This is a genomic window from Paenibacillus marchantiophytorum, from assembly GCF_014640555.1.
GTDB lineage: Bacteria > Bacillota > Bacilli > Paenibacillales > NBRC-103111 > Paenibacillus_E > Paenibacillus_E marchantiophytorum.
The window spans coordinates 1-20,343 of record NZ_BMHE01000049.1; the positions used below are offsets into that span (position 1 = coordinate 1).

A 20,343-nucleotide genomic window follows, 5' to 3' on the forward strand; every position below is an offset into this window, starting at 1 on the left:
ATCAGCGTTTAACCAGCGTTATATTACGCAAGAAATTTAATCGCAATACCGAAGGTTACCTCAATGATTTAGAGCAAAAATGGGATTTATTGAACGGTTAGTTAATTATACTGTCGTAGTTTTTTTAGGTTGGGTTCAATAAGGCTTGTCAAATAAAAAGGATCGCTACATAATAAAATTAATAATAGCTGGAGGTTTGGAAATGACTAACTTACAAGCAACTAAGGAAGAATGGCAGCAGCTTTTTGAAGTAACAAATCAATTTAAAAAACAGGCCCCTTGGAATTGGATGGAGGATGATGATTACTTTCTGATAACCGATCCCGAGAGCAGCGAGCTTGGTTGCTGTGTCGTGTTTGGGGCAGGCAAGTTCAGTTATGGTCTCAATGTTTATACAGGACCGAATGGAAGATTATTCCTGCAGGAATTGAGCGGCGTTACTGATTATCTTAGTGATGATCGGCTAGAATTAGCTAGATCGATGTGTGCAGTCACCGTTAGTTTTGAGAATCGCGATCGGATGCACAAAGATGATCTCCAAATAATCCGTGATCTTGGTTATAAATTTCGCGGTGCTCACGCCTGGCCGCAATTCCGCAGCTTTGAACCTGGCTTCCTACCCGCGCTGCCTAATGGTCGAGAAGTGAGATTTCTTATAGCTGCCCTAGAGCAAACCATGCTTGTAGCAGATCGTTTCCGAGAGAATCATGAATTGTACTTTGAACATGACCAAACGGATGAAGGGACTGGTGAAAAACGCCTGCATCGCATTCCGAAGGCCACCAACTCCGGTGTTACTTGGTCAGATACTTGGCTTCCTTGGCTGGAAGAGGGGGAATTTCTAACCCCTTATGTATATCCTAACGAACTGCAACTTCGCCAATTAGGCAAAAGTTTGAAGACATCAACAGAGATCTGGCATTCCGACTTTCAATACATTTCCCACGCATTTGGCGAAAAGGGGGAACGAGGAAGCTATCCTCGATTGAGTCTATGGATGAGTGCTTCAACTGGTCTTATATTGACTAGCGAATTATCGGATAACCCAGACTTTGCCCAAAACTTTGTGGAACAACTGCTTAATCTGATCAAGACGTCTGGCTATAAGCCAAAATCGATCTACGTACGTTCCAATAAGGCATTTTTTGCTCTAAATGAAAGTGCCGATAAGCTGGGCATTACAGTGAAATTAAATTTCAATTTGCCTGAGCTTCACATGGCTTTCGACGAGATCGAAGATTCTTTATAGGAAATCTACTTTCTGTAAATAACAACTTCAGCAGCCCTATTTCCCACTTATAATAAACCCTAAAAAGGAACTATCCCCAAGAGGACAGTTCCTTCTTTCCATTACGATTTAACCGAACCCACCATCATCCCTTTAACAAAATGACGCTGCAAGAACGGGTAGATCAGAATAATTGGAATTGTGGCAATGATAATTGTCGCCATTTTGATCCCTTCTGGATCCATGTGAGCCAGCCCGCTGAACTGCGAAGAGTTCGGGTCGATGCTGATGTCCTCCGACGCGATCAACTGACGCAGCTTCACCTGAAGCGGCCACAGCGCTGGTTTGTTAATATAGTATAACGCACTTTGATACGTATTCCAGTGGCCCACAGCATAGAAAATCCCCAAGGAAGCCATCACCGGTTTAGACAACGGCAGGACAATGCTCCAGATCATGCGCAGCTCCGAGCAGCCATCCATACGCCCGGAGTCAATTAATTCACTCGGAAGTTGCAGGAAGAACGACCGCATCACGAAGAAGTTAAAGGCACTGATGGCTCCCGGAAGCAGCAAAGCCCAAAGGGAATTCGTCAGGTGCAAATTTTTCATCAAAATAAAGTTGGGAATCAGCGGCGCACTGAAAACCATTGTGATCAGTACCATGATGACAATCCCGTTGCGGCCCGCATATTCAGGGCGAGAAACCGGATAAGCCAGCGATGCTGTGGCAATCAAGTTGATGAGCGTACCTACAATTGTAATGTAGACCGTAACTCCAAAAGACCGCCAAATCGCCGCGTCACTGAACACATATTGATAGTTGATTGACGTAAATTCTACAGGAAAGAACAGGACTTTCCCCGTTACAATGGCTTCCGACGAACTAAAGGATTGAGCCAGCACGTTTAAGAACGGCAGGAGCATCGCTAGCGATAAGAGTGTCAGAAAAAGCACATTAAAAACATTAAACGTTTGCCAGCCGGCAGTCGGCTTGCGATTCATAGCGTTCACCTCCGTCTTAGTACAGGCTTTCACCAGTAGTTTTCTTACTCATGATGTTTCCGATGACGATGAGCATGACCCCAACGAGGGCTTTAAACAGGCCAATCGCCGTTGTATAGCTGAACTGTTGATTCAATAACCCAGCGGTATAAATATACGTATCTAGAATTTCGCCATTTTCTTTATTCAAAGGGTTCAAGAACACGTAAACACGTTCAAAACCGAAATCCAGGAACTTCCCGATATGCAGCAAGAACAAAATCATGATCGTTGGCAGCAGCGACGGCAGCGTGATGGCAATGGTTTGTCTCCAGCGGTTGGCGCCATCTACCTCAGAAGCCTCGTATAAATCGGGATTAATCCCTGCTAATGCGGCCAAATAGATGATCGTCCCATAACCGGAGTCTCGCCAAATTCCCGACGTAATCAATACCGTACGAATCCACGACTCTTCCCCCAAGAAGTACACAGGATCGAAACCAAGCATCGTAATGAAATGATTCACAGCCCCCGTAGACGGAGAAAGAATACCAATTGCGATACCGCTTACAATGACCCACGAAAGGAAGTGGGGCATGTACACCACAGTTTGCAGAATACGTTTGTAGAGGACGACTCTTAGCTCATTCAGCAGCAGAGCCAGAACAATAGGCGCGGGGAAAGCCAGCACGAGATCATAGATCCCAATCAGCATCGTATTCTTCAAAATTTTCAAGAAATCGTAATGGGCAAACATCCGGGCAAAATGCTCGAACCCGACCCACTTGCTCCCGGTAAAGCCATCGAAAATGTTGTAATCCTGGAATGCAATGACAGACCCAAGCAACGGTACATATTTGAAAATAATAAAATACAAAATACCCGGAACCGAAATCAGATATAACGCCCTATACTTCCAAAGCTTTCGTAGAAAGCCTTTACCCTTGCTGACCTGTGCGCCTTGTCTCACTTGCTTCACAGCTTGTGCGTTGACCGCCATTCTCTGGCCCCCCTCACTTCATTCTCGTCGATGTTATAGTTCTATCCTACCTCCCTAAAGCGCTTCCAACAATGGAATGCCTTTTCACTGACTTGTGTTTTTTTTAGGTAGAAAAAGAGGGAGGGAAGCCTCTTCTTCCTACGCAAATAAGGCCTTTCCCTACTAAGGGGAAAGCCTTATTCTCATCGTTATACACATCAGGTAATGGGACCTCTTCTAAACCCAGATCCAACACATAATCGTTCAATTCTTGAAGATTGGTTACATACACATAGAGGGACGAAGGGCCTGTATCCAGCACTTTAGCGATTTTTCGCATGCTTAGCCCGGAAGAGCCTTCCTTCCTCAGCAACTCTAATGCCGTCTTGATAATAACTTCTTTACTCAACGGCGCTTTGGCCGGTCGTGAGCGGCGACTAACAATCGTTCGATTTGTAGTATTCATATAGTTATTTATAGCATACTAGCTGCTCCTGCCGCTAACGATAACGCTGTTTTTCAGCGTTAATGTAATTGAAATCCTCAAGTCTGCCGCCTATACGGCTGTTTGATTGGATTTATCCAATCAATAACGTGAGGCGTTCCTTAGACATTGGACGTGCTGCCGCACAGTCCGCGTATTTCAGCTACTTTCCCTTGCAGCTACTCTCGGCGTTCTCCCAACCATCTGTCTAAACTAGCTAACTTCAAGATTCCATACCATACCAGACAACAGTGGAAGAATCTTATTACATTGGATAAATCCAATGTAATGGTGAATTTAGCCGCCCATCGGGCTGCTGGATTAGATTTATCCAATCAATAACGTGAGGCGTTCCTTAGACTTTGGACGTGCTGCCGCAAAGTCCGCGTATTTCAGCTACTTTCCCTTGCAGCTACTCTCGGCGTTCTCCCAACCATCTGTCTAAACTAGCTAACTTCAAGATTCCATGCCAGACAACATGAGGAATCTTATTACATTGGATAAATCCAATGTAATCGTGAATTTGGCCGCCTATACGGCTGTTTGATTGGACCATTGAAATCCCGTTAATGGGCTGCTTTTTCTCCACACTCCGGCTTTAACACTGTTTTTCAGCGTTAACTTCGCCATTAGGCTACTTGGTAGGGCGTTTTCCTGCTGAGAGATTGTGTTTCAGCGTTAATGTGCTGCTTTTTCTCCACACTCCAGCCTTAACGCTGTTTTTCAGCTTTAACTTCACCATTAGGCTATTTGGTGGGGCGTTTTCCTGCTGAGAGGTTGTTTTGCAACGTTAATGTGCTGCTTTTCCTCCACACTCCGGCATTAACGCTGTTTTTCAGCGTTAATGTACACTAGTAAATAAGAAACGAGGCTGTCTCAGGTTCAAACCTGGAGATCAGCCTCGTCTATGTTCCTATCTGCCGTGCCTAAATCTAATAACAGTGATTACCCTATCGAATTTGCGCAGTTCCGTCCCCTTCTGGGACAGTCCCGAAGTCCCAGCCATACTAAGCTGAGTTGCTCTCCACGGACAGCTTCTTCAAGGCTCTACGCTTCGCCCGAAGCGCCTCAGGCATCGCCAGCAAAGCTGGCAGCAGCATCGGCAGCAGGATGAAGCACAGCAATACAAGACCAACAATCACCGCGACGGCCAGCTCGATCAGCAAGACCAGGCCAGACGGCACTAGCGTTGCGAACGTGCCGCCCAAGATGATCATCGCCGAGATGACGACGCCACCGATGTGCTTGGAGGCCTGCACAATGGCCTTCGTCGGCGACATATCGCCAAGCTCTTTGTACCGCATCATCAGGAAGATGCTGTAATCGACACCGACGGCGATGATGATGATGAAGGAGAAGAACGGTACGAAGGAAGACACGCCGTCTGCCCCGATAATTTTCTCCGTTACAATATTCGTAACGGTCATAGCCGCGTAATAAGAAGCAAGAAGCGACAGAATGATGTACACAGCTGGCCAGAACGACCGAATCACAAACAGCAAGACGATGAATACACCGATAACCACGATGATCGCTGTACTGTTGAACGATTTAAGCTGCGCTTTGTTCGTATCGTATGTTGTGGAGCTCGGACCGGAAGCTCCTGCCTTCGCGTTCTCAAGCACGCTCCCTTTCAAGCCAGCGGAAAGCTCGGTGTTGATACGTTCAATCGTGTCCATCGCCGCCGATGAATACGGATCATCCTTGAGAATCACGATCAGTTTCGTGATTTTGCGATCTTTGGACATGTAGTTGTCCAACGACTTCGCGAAATCCGTACTCGTGAGCGCTTCTTTCGGGATGAAGAACGTCTTCGAGCTGTTCAGCTGTGTCAGGAACTGGCTCGTTTTGCCGAGCCCTTCGGACACGTCACCCAGTCCGTTGCCGCTCGCGCCGAGGCCGTCCTTCAGCTGGCTCATGCCGCCAGCCAGACCCGACAAGCCCTCGTTCAGCTTCTGCTGACCGTCCTTGACACTGCCCAGCGCTGCATTCAGCTTCGCCATGTTCGCGGCGATCTCGCGGCTGCCTGCGCTGCCTTGCACTAAGCCCTTGGCCAGCTCCGCGGAGCCGCTCTGCAGGCCAGTCAAGCCCTCCGTCAGCTTCGCTTGCGCGCCGCTGATCTGCTCCAACCCTTTCGCCGCTTCTGCGAAAGAGCTGTTCAGCTTGGCGGCATTCACGCCAAGCTCATGCAATCCGCCCCCCAACTGGGCGAGGCCGGATTCCAGCCCTTCCCCCGTCTGCTTGAGCTTCACATAGTCAGCGTCGGTCGTCAGCTGCGTGTATTTCCCGCCCAGCAGACTGATTAACCCGTTCATCCCGGTCAGCCCCTGCTGAATGGCCGGAACCTGCCCCTCGACCTGCGCATAGCCGTCCGTCAGCGCGGTATAGCCTTGCTGCAGCTGCGTCAGCCCGCTGCTGATCTTGGCTGTATTGGCATCAACTTGTGCCATGCCATCTTTCAAACCTGTGATCCCCGCGTTCAAATTTCCGGCACCATCCGCACCTTGCGAGATGCCTTTGGCAACCTGATTCAGCGCCGTTGTGATCTGCACGTAGCCATCCTGCACTTTGCCAGTACCGGAGACAAGCTGATCCGTGCTGGAGAAATCCGGGCTAACGAGCTTGCTCTCCATTTGGTTAATACCATTTTGGATTTGATTAACGCCTTTTTGTGAAGCGGTAATTCCCTCAGCTACCGTTGTCGTCTGCGTTGAAATATAGAAATTATCAATCGGCTTCGATTGCGGCTGTGTCACACTCGACACCTTATCTACGCCGGGAATACTTTTCAATTTATCCGTTAATTTATCAATCGCAGCTAATCCGTCATTATTGTTCAATTCTTTGTCATTCTCAATAACGACCATCGTCGGCAGTGCCTGACCTCTGCTGAAATGATCCGCTACAAGGCTGAACCCTTTCGTAGAATCGTGGCCATTGCCTAATTCTTTCAACTGATCAAAGGACAATTTCTGATGATTAGAAAGAATAATCGGGATCATGACGATGACAATCAATAGGGTTGTAATGACTGGACTTTTGACGGCAATACCCGTAAGTTTCGCCCAGAATTTACTTTCCTTATGTCCAGTTGCTGCTCCTTTGGAGGGCCAAAACAGCTTGTTGCCTAATGTTTTCATGAGGAACGGCGTTACCGTCCAAATTTCAAGCAATAGCACCGCGGTACCGATAGCAACCACATTTCCGGATTTATAAATCCCAAAGTCCGAGAAAGTTAAACTCGCGAAAGCAATAAATACCGTTAGAATACTGTAAAAAATCGTTTTTCCTGCTGTTTTATAGGTGACAACAATGGCTTCGTCCACGGACAATCCGTGGGATAACTCTTCTTTGAAGCGATTGAACAGCAGGATGTTATAGTCGGTCCCAATCCCGAACAGAATCAGAATCAACAGCATCTGCGTCACGCTAGTCACGGGGAAATCAAACTTATCAATTAACTGCGCGGCGATCCCCATGGAAACCAGGTAGGAGATCCCTACTGCAAGCAGCGATACAAGGGGAATAACAACCGAACGGAACATAATGACCAGCACGGCTAAGATGAAAATAACCGTAAGCGCCGCGCTTTTTTCCACGCCGGATTCGGAAGCTTTGATGTAATCATCCTGGATGAAATCCTCACCTGATAAGTAGTACTGGACCTTCACATCTTTGAGCACTTCATCGAATTGCTTGCCTATCTCCTCGACATGACGGCCTCTTTTATCCAGGCTAAAGCTTGCCATCAAAGTCGTCTGATCCTCAGAAATGAGGGAAGACTTCGCGTCCGGCAGGGAAAATGGATCGAGCAATTGATCGAACCCAAGCTCAGCTTGGTGCGCCTTCATATTGGCAATGCCCGACTCGATGCCTTTCATATCTGCTTCGGTCAGCTTATCAGGGTTATGGAATACGACAATATCACTCGTTCCTTCTACCCCATTCATCTTCTTCAAAATGGACGTTGCCACCTTGGATGGGCTGTCTTTGGCCAGCGGGTCCTGACCTCTAAGGCCCAGAATCGCATTCACATCTGGCTGAACGACCGTGAGAACTACGGTTAAGACCAACCATACAGCGAGAATGGTCCAGCGCCATTTAATAATTTGTTTCATGTCTTGCTTGCCTCCTTGCGGGATCATTTTAGTAAACAAGTGTTCATTATTAAGTCAAAAAAAATTAAGCCAGACTCAAAAGCTTAATTTTCTCAGAAATACCAGCAGAATATAGATATAACAGTTCATCGACCAACATCTTAATGGTATCGCTATCCTCGTGGTCGCGAAGAATAAGGCTTACGCCCTCAATCAGGGTCGCAGCGAACATCTGAGTCGTAGGTTGTTCATTAGGTAACACTTTCTCCAGAATTTGATACACCAAGGTAATCAACTCCTGCTTCACAGGTTCAAATCGAGAGCCTTCGCTCAAATTAAGAAGAATGGTCAACTCGATGCTCGATTCTTTGAAAAGCCGTATGATCGTCGCATCAACTTTGCGCAGTATATTCAAATGATCGGAAGCTTCCTTGCAAAGCGTGCTTTCGACTTCGTCCTTAATTTCCAAGATGTACGTATTGAACTGCTCATAGATTGGATGAATCAATGCATCGAACAGATCATCTTTGCTCTCAAAATACCGATAAATGTTACCTGGCGTTATCCCTGCCGCATCTGCAATATGACGCATAGAAGCTTTTAAGTATCCGTGCTTTTTGAACTCGGAAAGAGCTGCTTGGCGAATACTATTTTTCACATCATCTTTAAGCACCTGCATATAATAAACACCCGTTCACTTTTATTGGAATATGAGCATTATACCGCGCCCATCTCAGAGTTGCAACTTTGGCACAACAAAAAAAGAAAAACCTAGCTTTCGGCTAGGTTTTATACAGCACACATATGATTTATTCCACTGTTGGTTTCACTTTCAATACTTCTGGAGCACTGCTCGGCTTCGTTCTGAAACGCTTCAAATCCTTGAATTGAATGAACTTCTTCGTTTCTTCGTTCCAAATTCGGAATTTCAGCGATTCCAAGCTGGTCAGCAGTGTAATTGTCTGTACCTTGCGCAGCTCTTCATTCTTGTTGTGAACCTTCTCCAAATAATAATTCGGTACCCGCGGGCTCAAATGATGAATATGGTGGAAACCGATGTTGCCGGTAATCCAGTGCAGCACGCGCGGCAGCTTATAGAAGGAACTGCCATGCATCGCAGCCTTGACGTAATCCCATTCGCCCTCATTCTCATAGTACGTGTCTTCATAGTTATGCTGTACGTAAAACAACCAAATGCCAGCCATACCCGATACAAAAAACATTGGACCTTGGATGAGTAAAACAGATTGCCAACCAATCGCCCAGCACAGCAAAGCGATGCCGCCAACAATACCTACATTCGTGATATACGTATTAATGCGCTCTTTCATTCCCGCGCGCTTGCGGTTAAAACGATAATCAATCAGGAAGATGTAGATCGGTCCAACAATAAACATGATCAGCGGATGCCGATAAATACGGTAGTACAATCTGCGGCCCCATGAGGAAGCCATATATTCGTCAACGGTAAGCGTCCAAATATCGCCAACCCCTCTACGATCCAGATTCCCACTGGAAGCATGGTGAACGGAATGCGTATAGCGCCATTGATGATACGGACAAAACGTTAAAATACCAGTTATTGTCCCGACAATTTCATTCGCGACTTTATTTTTGAAAAAAGATTTGTGGCAGCAATCATGGAAAATAATAAAGATTCGGATCAAAAAACCTGCGGCAATAATGTCTAACGCGAACGTAAGCCAGATTGAAACCGAAAGACTCAAGAAAGCGAAGTACCACAAGACAAGAAAGGGTACCAGTGTATTAATAATTTGCCACACACTATGCTTCATATGTGGTCTTTCGTAAGGTGCGATGTCAGCTCGCCACCCACCTTTTTCCTCATGCTTCATATTCAGTTAGAACTCCTTCTTTCCGCTTCGTGCCGGATGTAATTATTGTCAACTGTTGTAGTACGTTGCGAATCAAATAAAGTTCCCTAATGCGAGAAGAAATATTACACCGCTCTACCATCATAAATTGGAAAGCGCTTTTTGTAAAATGTAATATAAGTCATATTTATATTTAAGGGACATTTTTCATTCGTGTTTTCATTTCGGGAACGGTCACAATGTCGAATTTCTCCTTTTTCAAATACGCGATAATGCCGGGAAGGGCTTCAACCGTGTTGTCCAGCTTCCCTTTTTTGCCCCCAAAGCTGTGCAGCAATATGATGTTGCCGTCCTTAACATGCGTTTTTATGTTTTGAATAATATCCTTTGAAGGAGTGCCTGCCCAATCCTTGGGGTCCACGTCCCAACCGACCAATGAGCGTCCAGACTGTTCCACGGCCTTCTTCACGGGTGGAGAAACAGCTCCGTAGGGTGCCCTAAACAGCGAGGAGCCCATACCGATCGTCTGCATGATCCAGTCTTCCGTTTGATTCAGTTCCTGCTCTATACGAACGGACGAGAGTTTGGTTAAATCCGCATGGTCCCATGAATGATTGCCGATAACATGACCCTCCTCATGAATTTGCTTAAGCACATCGGGAAATTTACTGACTTGGTCACCAACGACAAAAAAGGTGGCTTTGACATCATTCTCTTTCAAAATATCCAAAATCTGCGGCGTGTACTTACCGTCCGGTCCATCGTCGAATGTGATGGCAACCTGTTTGGCTGCTTTTAACGGCTGCGTTTGTGACAGTTTCCCACTCACCCCCGTTGAGATTTGAGCATCGGCGGTATTCAGAGAATGTCTGGCTTCTTGCGGTTTCATTTCGATCGAAGCGGCAGACGGCCCGGCAGGAGCTGCACCCGTAGATGCGGTTTCCTCGTGAGGCTGCTGCTTGCTTATAACCGGCGATTTGCTAGGGAACGGGAGAACACTTCCCGTCACTGTAAAATTAATAAGAGCTATACTAACCATGCCGCAAAAAGTGATACCTATTACCCAATGTTGTTTGCGTTGCGTCATTACTTGCACTTTCATGACAAAAACCTTCCTTTATGCGCTCTTAGCGGCCTTATTCATGTAAGAATAGACGCGTGCTGCCTATAAAAAGTTGTACTGGTTCGACAATATTTGCAGAATTTACATCGCTCACCTTTTTCGCTTTATGTAAGCTTTTATCACATCAATTATTTGTTGCGGACTAGTTAATCTTTTTGGTAGGATATGCAACTAGAAACCTACTGCCCGCGGAAAGGAATTTCCCTATGAATATCTTAATTATTGAAGACGATTCCAGCATTCAGATGCTGCTCAAGCTAAGCCTTGAGGTTGAAGGTTTCCACCCCATGGTGGCGGGTACTGTTGCAGCCGGTCTCCATGAATTGAGCTCCCAGCACATCGATTTAATTTTGCTCGACCTTATGCTGCCTGATCAGTCCGGTTTCGAACTATTGAAGACGCTGCAAACGGCCTACAAAGAAATTCCGGTCATCGTGCTAACGGCAAAGAATGAGATGAATGATAAAATATTAGGCTTCCAGCTCGGAGCCGATGATTACTTGACCAAGCCGTTCGAGACGCGCGAGCTGATTATGCGAATTCGCGCTGTTATGCGGCGAATGACACCGGATACAGCCTCGCTAACGATGGATGTTCTTGAGGTTGGCCTCATCGAGATCGATCGGAACGAGCGGTCTGTGACTATAGCCGGAAAACTCGTCAAAACGACCAGCAAGGAGTTTGATTTCCTCTGGCTTTTGTGCAAGAACCCTAAGAAAGTGTTCACTAGGGAGCATATTTTGGACCAAGTATGGGGCTTCGAGTATTACGGACAGACGCGGTCTGTCGATATGATGGTGAATCGTCTGCGCGAGAAAATCAAACCTTACGACCATGTGCTCGCCACGGTTCACGGCATGGGCTACAAGTTGGAGGTTTAAGCGATGAAACTGCGCAACAAACTGTTCATACAACACACCATCACCATCGTTATGCTGCTGGCCGCGATGTATGTAGTTGTGAATTATACGCTGAGTAAAAGCATGATTGAGCGGGACACCCAAACTTTGGATCAGTATTATGCGCTGCATCGCATTGAAGCTCTGAAAATTGTGAACGATAAGAAAATAAGCATCGAGCAGTTGTTTTCCGGTGCCTATGCCCCGCTGATCGCCTCCCATCTGGCGGCAAACAGCAACTTTCAGGTCCAGTTGTTTGATCCTGAAGGAACGATTATCGGGGACAGCGGCAACAAAGAGGATTTGATTAAACGAAGCGATATCGACGCTGCCTTGGCTGGACAAACTGCCACCGTCATTACCGAAGGGGAAACCAGCAAGATCCTTATCTATGCCTCTCCCTTCACCTATGAAGGCAAGACCGTGGGCGGGTTCCGCTACCTCCTTGATCTGAACAAGCACGAAGAGACGCTCTCAGAGATGCGTACCTGGTTTATTGGCGTTGCCCTCGGCTGTTTGCTCATCGCCCTGCTGGCGAGCTACTCGTTCTCTTTCTTTATCATGAAACCTCTGCATGCGCTCCAGCAGGCGTTGAAGCTGGTCACGATCGGCGATTTCAGCCGCAAAATTGTGGTCCGCAGCCAAGATGAGGTCCGCGAACTGGCTGACGACTTCAACCAAATGTCGGAAGCGCTGCAAGAGCATATCGAACTGCTGCATTACGAGCAGAGCAAGCAGAAGAAATTTTACGATAATGTCACTCATGAGCTCAAAACGCCGCTAACGTCGATTATTGGCTTCTCCGATTTGATCGACAAAATGGAGCGCACCGATGATATTCGAACGTGCAATGTCTATATCCGCAAGGAAAGCACGCGTCTTCTGCAAATGGTGGAGGAACTGCTCCAATCCTCGCTCAAAGGCGATGAGGCTTGGCGTGTCCAAGTCGAACGGACCGATCTGGCTGCCATTCTCACGGACAGTCTGCGCATTCTGGAGCCAACCCTGCATAAGTCATCGATTATGACGACGATCCATGTTGCGCCCTGCGAGGTTTACGTCGATCCTAAGCGCACCCAGCAGGTGCTGTTCAATGTCATTGAGAATGCAATCAAGCACAGTGAATGTACGGAACTGACCATTCGATTGGAGCAGCAAGAATATCAATGTCTTGTGCGCATCATCGATAACGGCAAAGGAATGAATGAGCAGGATACAAGTACCCTGTTCGTAGCGACCGAACACAAGCAAACTCGACCTATTTCCCCGCAATCCCACGGCCTTGGCTTGCTGCTATGCAAGCAGCTTATGGAGCTGCAAGGCGGCGATATCATCGTGCACAGCCGTGAAGGAAGCGGAACGGAAGTCGTTCTCCAATTCCCAATCGAACCGGTGCCCTTTCCCGTTCTGTTACAAAATTGATACAAATCGATGATTTTTCTGAGATAAAAGGAGAGTAGTCTACATGCAAGAGGAGAAGAAAGGGCTTTCATGGATGCGTCTCATCTTATTGCAAATCGTGATCGGTTGTACGTTAATCGCCATTTTTGCTTATGTATTCCGCATCGGTGTCGATGAAGTGCGTATCGTACCCAAAGAAGTAAACAGCCGGGATATGTTCGATGGTGTTCCCATGCGTATGAATGTGACCTACCCGGGAATTGGCACCATATCGATTGACGATCCCAAAGAGCTGATCGCTTGGAAAGCATCGTTCACCCGAATCTTGAGCGGGGGCACGCAGCAAACTCGTGCAAACGCTTCACGACTGCTGTTGACGGGCTCGATTGCTTATTTGGATCAGGAGGATATCCCCTTCCAAATCGGAACGAGCGGCTTTCGCTTTGGGTCGGACTGGGTCAACTCCCTGGACATTAGCGCAGAAATTCGGAAGCTGCAGAACATGCTCATCGACAAAACGCTGACCACGGATACGGTTGCCGGCGCCATCGCGAACCGCAGCCACCAGGTGTTCCGTTTGCAGGATGATGGTCTTCTCACAGCGCTCTCCGATACTGATCGAGCAGCGCTTACGAGGCAGATGCGATCATCTGTCAGGCTGATTGATTTCAGTCACTTCGATTTCTTGGCCGAACAACCCAGTTCCCACTATGTCGTACAATTAACCGACGAATTAGTGAAGGGGAAGCATTGGCTGCATGTTGATCGATATGATAACGCTTACTTCATCGTATTCGATTTGCTGGATGAGACCAACCATAAAGCCTATTTCAAGTTAAGTGATGCCTCCTAACCTATTGAGGGGATGGTTGATGAAATGGCTAGAAAGAAAAGCAATAGTTCCGTTATGATCCTATCGATCATTGTTGTCGTCCTGGTAGCAGGATTCTTCCTGTACAAATCCGGTGTATTTGGAGGGAAATCCAAAGGCAAGATTACGGTTTACTCCATTTTCCAAGAGGAAGAAGCTCGTAAAATCCTGGATAAATTCAAAGCAGAAACCGGCATCGACTACGACGTTCTTCGTCTGCCAAGCGGCGAGGCGGTAACTCGCGTGCAGAATGAAATGGGCAAGCCGCAGGCCGACTTCCTGATGGGCGGTCCCGCTGATTCGCATGAAGTGCTGAAAAAAGCTGGCGCGCTGGAAACGTACATTTCACCGAATGCCAAGGATATTCCTGACAATATGAAAGACAAAGAAGGCGCTTGGACAGGGTTTTACTTGAATCCGATTGCGATTGGAATCAATGAGCAGCGCTGGAAAGAGAAATATGCCACAGCTCCTTACCCGCAGACGTTCCAAGAGCTTCTTGATCCGAAATTCAAAGGCGAAATCGGCATGTCCGACCCGGCTACATCCGGCACAGCCTACACAGCAGTGGCCTCGCTAGCCCAAGTTTGGGGCAAAGAAGAGATGCTGAAATATGTCGCCAAACTGCTGCCAAACTTGAAAGAAAGACCGAAATCCGGCATCGAGCCGATTCAGAAAGCAGCTAAAGGCGAATACACGATTGGCATTACCTTCCTGGGTGACCAATTAAAAATGAAAAATCAAGGCAACCCGATTATCAGTATCGTTCCTGAAGCCGCTGGCTATGAAGTAGGCGGACTTGCGATCGTCAAAGGTGGCGCTAACACCGCAGGCGCCAAAAAACTCATGGATTTCATGTTAACGAATGAGCCTGGCTTGCTTTATACCGAATCTGCTTTTGCAAGCTCTGTGAAACCTACGGTACCAATTCCCAAAGGCGGAATTGATATCAAAACAACGAAATACAACACAACCTACAGCTTGTGGAAAGCTGCCGAACAGCGTAAAGAACTGCAAGACGCGCTGAAAAACCTCAAATAATAGTAAGCGGTTACAGGGTATTGGAGCAGGCCTGTCTGGCCTGCCCATGCCATCCTACACAATGAATTTTGGAAGGTGGTCGTGAACCCCTTATGATCATAGAAAAAAAGGGTATGGGTTCATCGATCGGCAGACTGGTGAAAGATCCATCCTCGCTGATCCTTGTGCTTATCAGTTTCGCTGTTCTCTGTCTCTTCGTCATCTATCCGCTCATCTACGTTATCGCTCTTCCTGGAGCCACGGATTGGACCACTTTCTTCAGCAAAAGCCGGTATGGCACCGCTCTGCTGAATACAGTCGTCAGTTCCTCCCTATCGGCGCTAACCGCAACCGTTTGCGGCTTTATCTATGCGTATTCGATTCATTACAGCAACATTGCCGGGAAAAAGTTCTTCCGCTTTATCGCATTCCTGCCGATTCTGGCGCCATCCGTCATGACCGGTCTAGCGTTCCTGCTGCTCTTCGGCCGAGGCGGCATGGTCTCGCAAACCTTGAAAGCATGGTTTAATGTCGAGCTCGATTTATACGGATTACCAGGTCTCTGGATCGTCCAAACGATTTCCTATTTCCCGCTTGCTTATATGACCATTACAGGTGTTCTTCGCTCTATTTCGCCGAATTTGGAAATCGCAGCCCAGAACCTGGGTGCCCGCGGCTTCAAGCTTTTTCGAACAATTACGTTTAAATTAGCACTGCCTGGTGTAATTAACGCCTTCTTATTGGTGGCTATCAACTGTTTTGCCGACTTCGGAAATCCCAAGCTGATTGGGGGCAATTATTCTCTCTTGGCTGTTGAAATCTATGGAGAAATCATTAATAACGAACCGGGCCTCGCGTCCGTCATGGGTCTCATTCTGGTCATCCCTGCCCTGCTGGTCTTCGTGATTCAAAGCCGATTATTGTCCAAAGGTTCCTATTCCACCATCACAGGAAAGCCGGTTTCCGGACTTAATCGGGTGAAAACTTCCCGCAAGACAGATGTCATTCTGTTTATTTTCAACAGCATCATGGCGCTCTTCATCTTGTCCATGTTTGCAATTACCATTTTGTTCGCTTTCACCAAAAACTTCGGTCGGGACAATACGTTTACACTCGATCATATATTCAAAATCGTGTTCAATCCATCCAGTCCGGCTGTCCTCAACAGCTTGGTGCTATCGCTGATCAGCTCCATTCTGGCTGTTGGCTTCGCCCTTGTGCTGGCTTATGTCGTAGTCCGCAAACCATTTCCCGGCAAGAAAATACTGGACTTCACAGCCGTACTCCCGATTGCTTTGCCAGGTACGTTCGTAGGCTTGGCTTTGATCGTCGCTTTCAGCAATGGACCTATCATGCTGCAAGGATCAGCCGTCCTGATTATTGTGGCCATGCTGCTCAAGCAGATGCCGGTCGGTTATCGAGGTCTTACCGCTTCCTTCAAGCAGGTGGACAAATCGATTGAGGAAGCCGCAACGAATCTGGGGGCCGACAGCCGCCGCACACTGACAACTATCGTAATCCCAATGCTGCAAAAGACCATCGTCGCCAACTTCGTCTATGCCTTTATGAAAAATATGAACACATTAAGTACGATCGTCTTTCTCATTACGCCCAAATGGGTGGTCGCCGCCGTCTCTATCTTCAACTATGCAGAAACAGGAACCTATTACTGGGCGGCCGCTGTTGCCGTCGGCTTGATGGGGACAACACTGGCTACGCTTGGTGTCATGAAACTCATTTTCCGCTCGAAGGTCAAAATATTCGATTTCTAACCGTTTCAGATGAACGATTTGAAGATAAGCTTTAAGGAGTGAGAAATCATGAGTTCAAACATATTGTTGGATTTAAAAAATGTCAGTAAAGTATTTGGCAGCAATCACGTTCTCAAACAGATCGATTTGCAAATTGAACGCGGGAAGTTCATTACCTTCCTCGGACCCAGCGGATGCGGGAAAACAACACTGCTGCGCTCGATCGCTGGCTTCTACACGGTGGATGAGGGGGAAATTTGGATTGATGGCCAACTCGTCAACGATCTGCCGCCCTACAAGCGCGGAACACCGATGGTGTTTCAGGAATATGCCCTATTCCCGCACATGACTGTGTTCGACAATGTCGCTTATGGGCTGGATATTCAGAAGCGCCCCGAAGCCGAAGTGCAGGAGCGCGTGAAGTCCGCCATGGCGAAAGTCAAATTAACCGGACTGGAAGAGCGCTATCCGCATGAGATGTCCGGGGGGCAGCAGCAGCGTGTAGCTATGGCGCGCGCGCTGGTCATGAATTCGCCAATCATCCTGCTCGATGAACCGCTCAGTAATCTGGATGCGAAGCTGCGTGAAGAAGTCCGCGTGGAATTGCGGAGCATTCAGCAGGAGCTTGGTCTGACAGTGATCTATGTAACGCATGACCAGCTTGAGGCGCTGTCGATGTCCGATCACATCGTTGTGTTCAACAAAGGCGCGATTGATCAATACGGCACACCGCACGAAATCTATTACAAGCCTCGCACGCCCTATGTGGCTGACTTTATCGGCACGACCAACTTCGTAGATGCCATTGTCCTTGAATCTGCGAATGGCAAGGCCGTTGTCGAGTACGGCAGCGGCCGCACGGCTAGTGTAGGCATCGATGAAGTTGTAACGCCCGGCGAGAAGGTGCTGCTCAGCATCCGCCCGGAATCCATGCGCATTAATGCAAGTGAACCTGGCGAATTCGCCGTAAGCGGCTTCGTGAAGTCATCGATGTTCCTCGGCGAGAAGGAACGGTATTTTATTCTGGATGATAATATGAAAGAATGGATTGTCGACGCGTATGATATCGGTTTAACCCGATTCCAAGGGAATGTTAAGATCAGCGCCGCCGATGATAAAATCCATTTAATCAAGATTAGCGAATAGGAAATAAATAAGAATAGCAGCTTGCTGAAAAGGGGAACTTTGGTTTCCTTTTTTGGCTGTTCAGGGGGGAATGGCATCATGTGGAAAAAAGGCCTGCTCGTGCTTATGGTTGGTGTTGGGGTGATCCTTGGCTTTCTCGTTCTGGGGGAGAAGAAGAGCAATCAGCCCTTGAAGGTCTATGTCATCTTTCAGGAGGACGCTGGGCGAATTCTGCTCGAAACTTTCAAAAAGAAGACGGATCAGCCCTATGATATCATCCGGATGTCCAGCGGCGAAGCGAGTTATCATCTGCTGACACTGGGCAAAACCGGCATCGACGTAGTGCTAGGCGGACCCGCCGACCTGCACGAGCAGCTCAAAAACAAAAGCAAATCCTTGCGCTATTCCTCCGCCGCCGCAGGCAGCATTCCCGCCAAATACAAGGATAGCCATGGCTACTGGACTGGCATGTACATGGGCGCTTTAGCCATTGGCGTGAACCAAACCGTTTGGCAGCAGGACCCTCAGCTCGCAGCACTGCCGCTGCCGCAGCGGTATGAGGATTTGCTTCGCCCTGAGCTCAAGGGCAAGATCGAGATTCCTGATCCCGAGACGTCAGGAACAGGCTATACGCTGCTCGCCTCGCTCGCGCAGCAGCGCGGAGACCGTGAAGCGATCGAGCTGATGCAGGCGCTCAAGAAGCAAAGCGCTTCGATGACGTTCGCTGGCAACACGAGCGCACAGCATCTGGCAGAGGGCGAGATGGCCGCCGCCGTCTCCTTCCTGAGCGACCAGCTGCGCTTCAAAAATTCGGGCTATAACATCCGCTCGTTCATTCCGCCTCAAGCCGGTTGGGAGATCGGAGCCGTCTCGATCCTCAAGGGAGGGAACAACCCCGCAGCAGCCAAGCAGCTCGTGGATTTCATGCTGTCCCAGGAAATTCAGACCGATTATATGAACACGGCTTTCTCCTTCCCGGTGACCCCCAATATTCCGGTAAACCCGCTCCTTGCTCCCGTGAAGCTGGAGAATCTCCTGGCTACGTACCGCTTTGATCTAGCCGCGCAGCAGCATGAGAAATTGCTGAGCGGTTGGCGGGATGCGATTGAGTAGCAGCTCTCCCCCTTGTATAAATGTGATGCAGATTTCCAGATTTCCAGATGTGCAAATGTGCAAATAAGAGTCTTTAGCAGCTCCTATTTGCACAAAAAGCGGGGACTTTTCATGAATAGCAGACCCCAAAGACTCTTATCTCCGGCGAAACCACACCTAAACTCCCCCCCAATGAAGCAATAGGAGCCTCTGGGAGCTCTTATTTGCGCTAAAAGTCGCTATTTTACACAAATAGAAGCCCTTGGAGACTCTTATCAGGAGGCAAAACCTATGGATACGCGCTCAGCTTTTTTACTCTACCAGAACAGCTCACCATGCCCGAGCAAACGGGATAGCCCTTCTACGAAGTAATAGTCCCCGTAGATGAGCGGCACATCGATATTCTTGCCCTCTGGGTAATGGCTCGTCCCATGAAGGATCAGCCCCTCTTCGGTTTCTGAGTCCCAATCGCCGTAGTTTACGTACAGCGAATGTAGAATTCTCTCGCCCGCCTGGCGGTAGAGGGCGCTTTCCTGATCGCCGACTTGATCAGCGAGCAGCAGCAAGCCGCAGGCCGCGCAAGCGCCAGCCGAGGAGTCACGGTAGGCCGTTACATCATCCGGCAATCGGAAGTCCCAATGCGGCACATGATCCTCCGGCAAGTTGGCCAAGAAGAAATGCGCAGCACGCTTAGCGCCATGCAAGTATCGTTCATCTCCCGTATGGAGATGACTCAAAGCCATGCCGTAGATCGCCCACACCGTGCCGCGCGACCAAGCGGAGTCAGGGGCGAAGCCCTGCCCGCCATTCACTTCGAGCTGCTCGCCCGTGTGCGGATCGAAGATCACGATATGGTTGACGGAGCCATCCGGACGGATGAAGTGCTCCAACGCCATGTCGGCATGCCGCACGGCGATCTGCTTGTACCGCGGGTCTCCAGTCGTATCGGAGGCCCAATGCAGCAGCGGCAGGTTCATCAGGCAATCGATGATGGCCCAGCCGGCATTGTCTTCCCCTTCGCGCCAAGGATTCCAGGCGCGAATGAAGTTCCCCTGCACGTTGAACCGTGCAGCCAGCAGATTCGCGGCGAGCAGGCCGCGACGCTTGGAATCCTCCGCGCCCAGCAGCTTGTAGCGCGCAACGCTCGTCAGTGTCCACATGAAGCCAATATCATGGTCTAAGCGGTAGTAATCCGCAATGACCTGATCGAGCTGCTGCTCACAGGACTCGGCGAGCAGCTTCAGCTGTTCGTTCTTGTTCTCGCGATACAACAGCCAGAGCAGACCAGGCCAGAAACCGGCTGTCCACCAGTAGGCAGGTTCCAGCTTGTATTTGCCCTGCACACTGGCATGCGGGAAACCGTCCCCGATTCGTTTACTTGTTCTTGCAACCTTGGCAGCAGTCTTCTGCCAAGCTTCCTGCGCCCAACCAGCCTGTATACTCATGCAAGCTCAC

General features: G+C 48.5%; 15 protein-coding genes and 1 pseudogene. 8 read left to right on the forward strand and 8 right to left on the reverse strand.

Annotated features, from left to right (window positions below; translation table 11 throughout):
* The first annotated feature begins 202 nt into the window (after window positions 1-202).
* A complete protein-coding gene (locus tag IEY34_RS29400) occupies window positions 203-1,249 on the forward strand; it encodes a DUF7309 domain-containing protein (RefSeq protein WP_189018797.1) in 1,047 nt (348 codons plus the stop codon).
* 101 nt (window positions 1,250-1,350) lie between these two features.
* On the opposite strand, the gene IEY34_RS29405 is transcribed toward IEY34_RS29400, so the two are convergent.
* The 7 genes and pseudogenes from IEY34_RS29405 to IEY34_RS29435 all read right to left on the reverse strand — a co-directional run bounded on the left by IEY34_RS29405 (window position 1,351) and on the right by IEY34_RS29435 (window position 10,708).
* The gene (locus IEY34_RS29405; RefSeq protein ID WP_189018799.1) at window positions 1,351-2,232 is read right to left on the reverse strand and encodes a carbohydrate ABC transporter permease; all 882 of its coding nucleotides are present in this window, start codon (window positions 2,230-2,232) and stop codon (window positions 1,351-1,353) included.
* Window positions 2,233-2,248: 16 nt separating this feature from the next.
* The gene (locus tag IEY34_RS29410) at window positions 2,249-3,211 is read right to left on the reverse strand and encodes an ABC transporter permease (RefSeq protein WP_189018801.1); all 963 of its coding nucleotides are present in this window, start codon (window positions 3,209-3,211) and stop codon (window positions 2,249-2,251) included.
* Window positions 3,212-3,371: 160 nt separating this feature from the next.
* Window positions 3,372-3,656: pseudogene (locus IEY34_RS29415) on the reverse strand (TetR/AcrR family transcriptional regulator); the annotation flags it as partial.
* A 1,025-nt stretch (window positions 3,657-4,681) separates the two neighbouring features.
* On the reverse strand, window positions 4,682-7,792 hold the full coding sequence (locus tag IEY34_RS29420) for an MMPL/RND family transporter (RefSeq protein WP_189018804.1): 3,111 nt from the start codon (window positions 7,790-7,792) through the stop codon (window positions 4,682-4,684).
* A gap of 64 nt (window positions 7,793-7,856) precedes the next feature.
* Window positions 7,857-8,450, reverse strand: coding sequence for a TetR/AcrR family transcriptional regulator (locus IEY34_RS29425; RefSeq protein WP_189018806.1), 594 nt, complete (start codon window positions 8,448-8,450; stop codon window positions 7,857-7,859).
* A 130-nt stretch (window positions 8,451-8,580) separates the two neighbouring features.
* Window positions 8,581-9,627 (reverse strand): Delta(5) desaturase DesA, encoded by a 1,047-nt coding sequence (gene desA, locus IEY34_RS29430; RefSeq protein ID WP_189018808.1) that lies wholly within the window; start codon window positions 9,625-9,627, stop codon window positions 8,581-8,583.
* 172 nt (window positions 9,628-9,799) lie between these two features.
* Entirely contained in the window at window positions 9,800-10,708 is a 909-nt protein-coding gene (locus tag IEY34_RS29435) for a polysaccharide deacetylase family protein (RefSeq protein WP_189018810.1), read from the reverse strand.
* A 227-nt stretch (window positions 10,709-10,935) separates the two neighbouring features.
* On the opposite strand from IEY34_RS29435, the gene IEY34_RS29440 reads away from it, so the two are divergent.
* From IEY34_RS29440 to IEY34_RS29470, 7 genes are all read left to right on the forward strand, one after another.
* Entirely contained in the window at window positions 10,936-11,610 is a 675-nt protein-coding gene (locus IEY34_RS29440; RefSeq protein WP_189018812.1) for a response regulator transcription factor, read from the forward strand.
* A gap of 3 nt (window positions 11,611-11,613) precedes the next feature.
* On the forward strand, window positions 11,614-13,050 hold the full coding sequence (locus IEY34_RS29445) for a HAMP domain-containing sensor histidine kinase (protein ID WP_189018814.1): 1,437 nt from the start codon (window positions 11,614-11,616) through the stop codon (window positions 13,048-13,050).
* Between the two features lie 43 nt (window positions 13,051-13,093).
* The gene (locus IEY34_RS29450; protein WP_189018816.1) at window positions 13,094-13,882 is read left to right on the forward strand and encodes a DUF3919 family protein; all 789 of its coding nucleotides are present in this window, start codon (window positions 13,094-13,096) and stop codon (window positions 13,880-13,882) included.
* Between the two features lie 24 nt (window positions 13,883-13,906).
* The gene (locus tag IEY34_RS29455) at window positions 13,907-14,941 is read left to right on the forward strand and encodes an ABC transporter substrate-binding protein (RefSeq protein WP_189018818.1); all 1,035 of its coding nucleotides are present in this window, start codon (window positions 13,907-13,909) and stop codon (window positions 14,939-14,941) included.
* A gap of 92 nt (window positions 14,942-15,033) precedes the next feature.
* Entirely contained in the window at window positions 15,034-16,692 is a 1,659-nt protein-coding gene (locus tag IEY34_RS29460; protein WP_189018820.1) for an ABC transporter permease, read from the forward strand.
* A gap of 48 nt (window positions 16,693-16,740) precedes the next feature.
* A complete protein-coding gene (locus tag IEY34_RS29465; RefSeq protein ID WP_229757905.1) occupies window positions 16,741-17,817 on the forward strand; it encodes an ABC transporter ATP-binding protein in 1,077 nt (358 codons plus the stop codon).
* Between the two features lie 78 nt (window positions 17,818-17,895).
* Window positions 17,896-18,909 carry an extracellular solute-binding protein gene (locus IEY34_RS29470; protein ID WP_189018822.1) on the forward strand — a complete coding sequence of 338 codons (1,014 nt, stop codon included), beginning with the start codon at window positions 17,896-17,898 and terminating at the stop codon, window positions 18,907-18,909.
* Window positions 18,910-19,205: 296 nt separating this feature from the next.
* Here the strand turns inward: IEY34_RS29470 and IEY34_RS29475 are convergent, their stop codons facing one another.
* On the reverse strand, window positions 19,206-20,333 hold the full coding sequence (locus IEY34_RS29475) for a glycoside hydrolase family 88 protein (protein ID WP_189018824.1): 1,128 nt from the start codon (window positions 20,331-20,333) through the stop codon (window positions 19,206-19,208).
* Window positions 20,334-20,343: the final 10 nt, after the last annotated feature.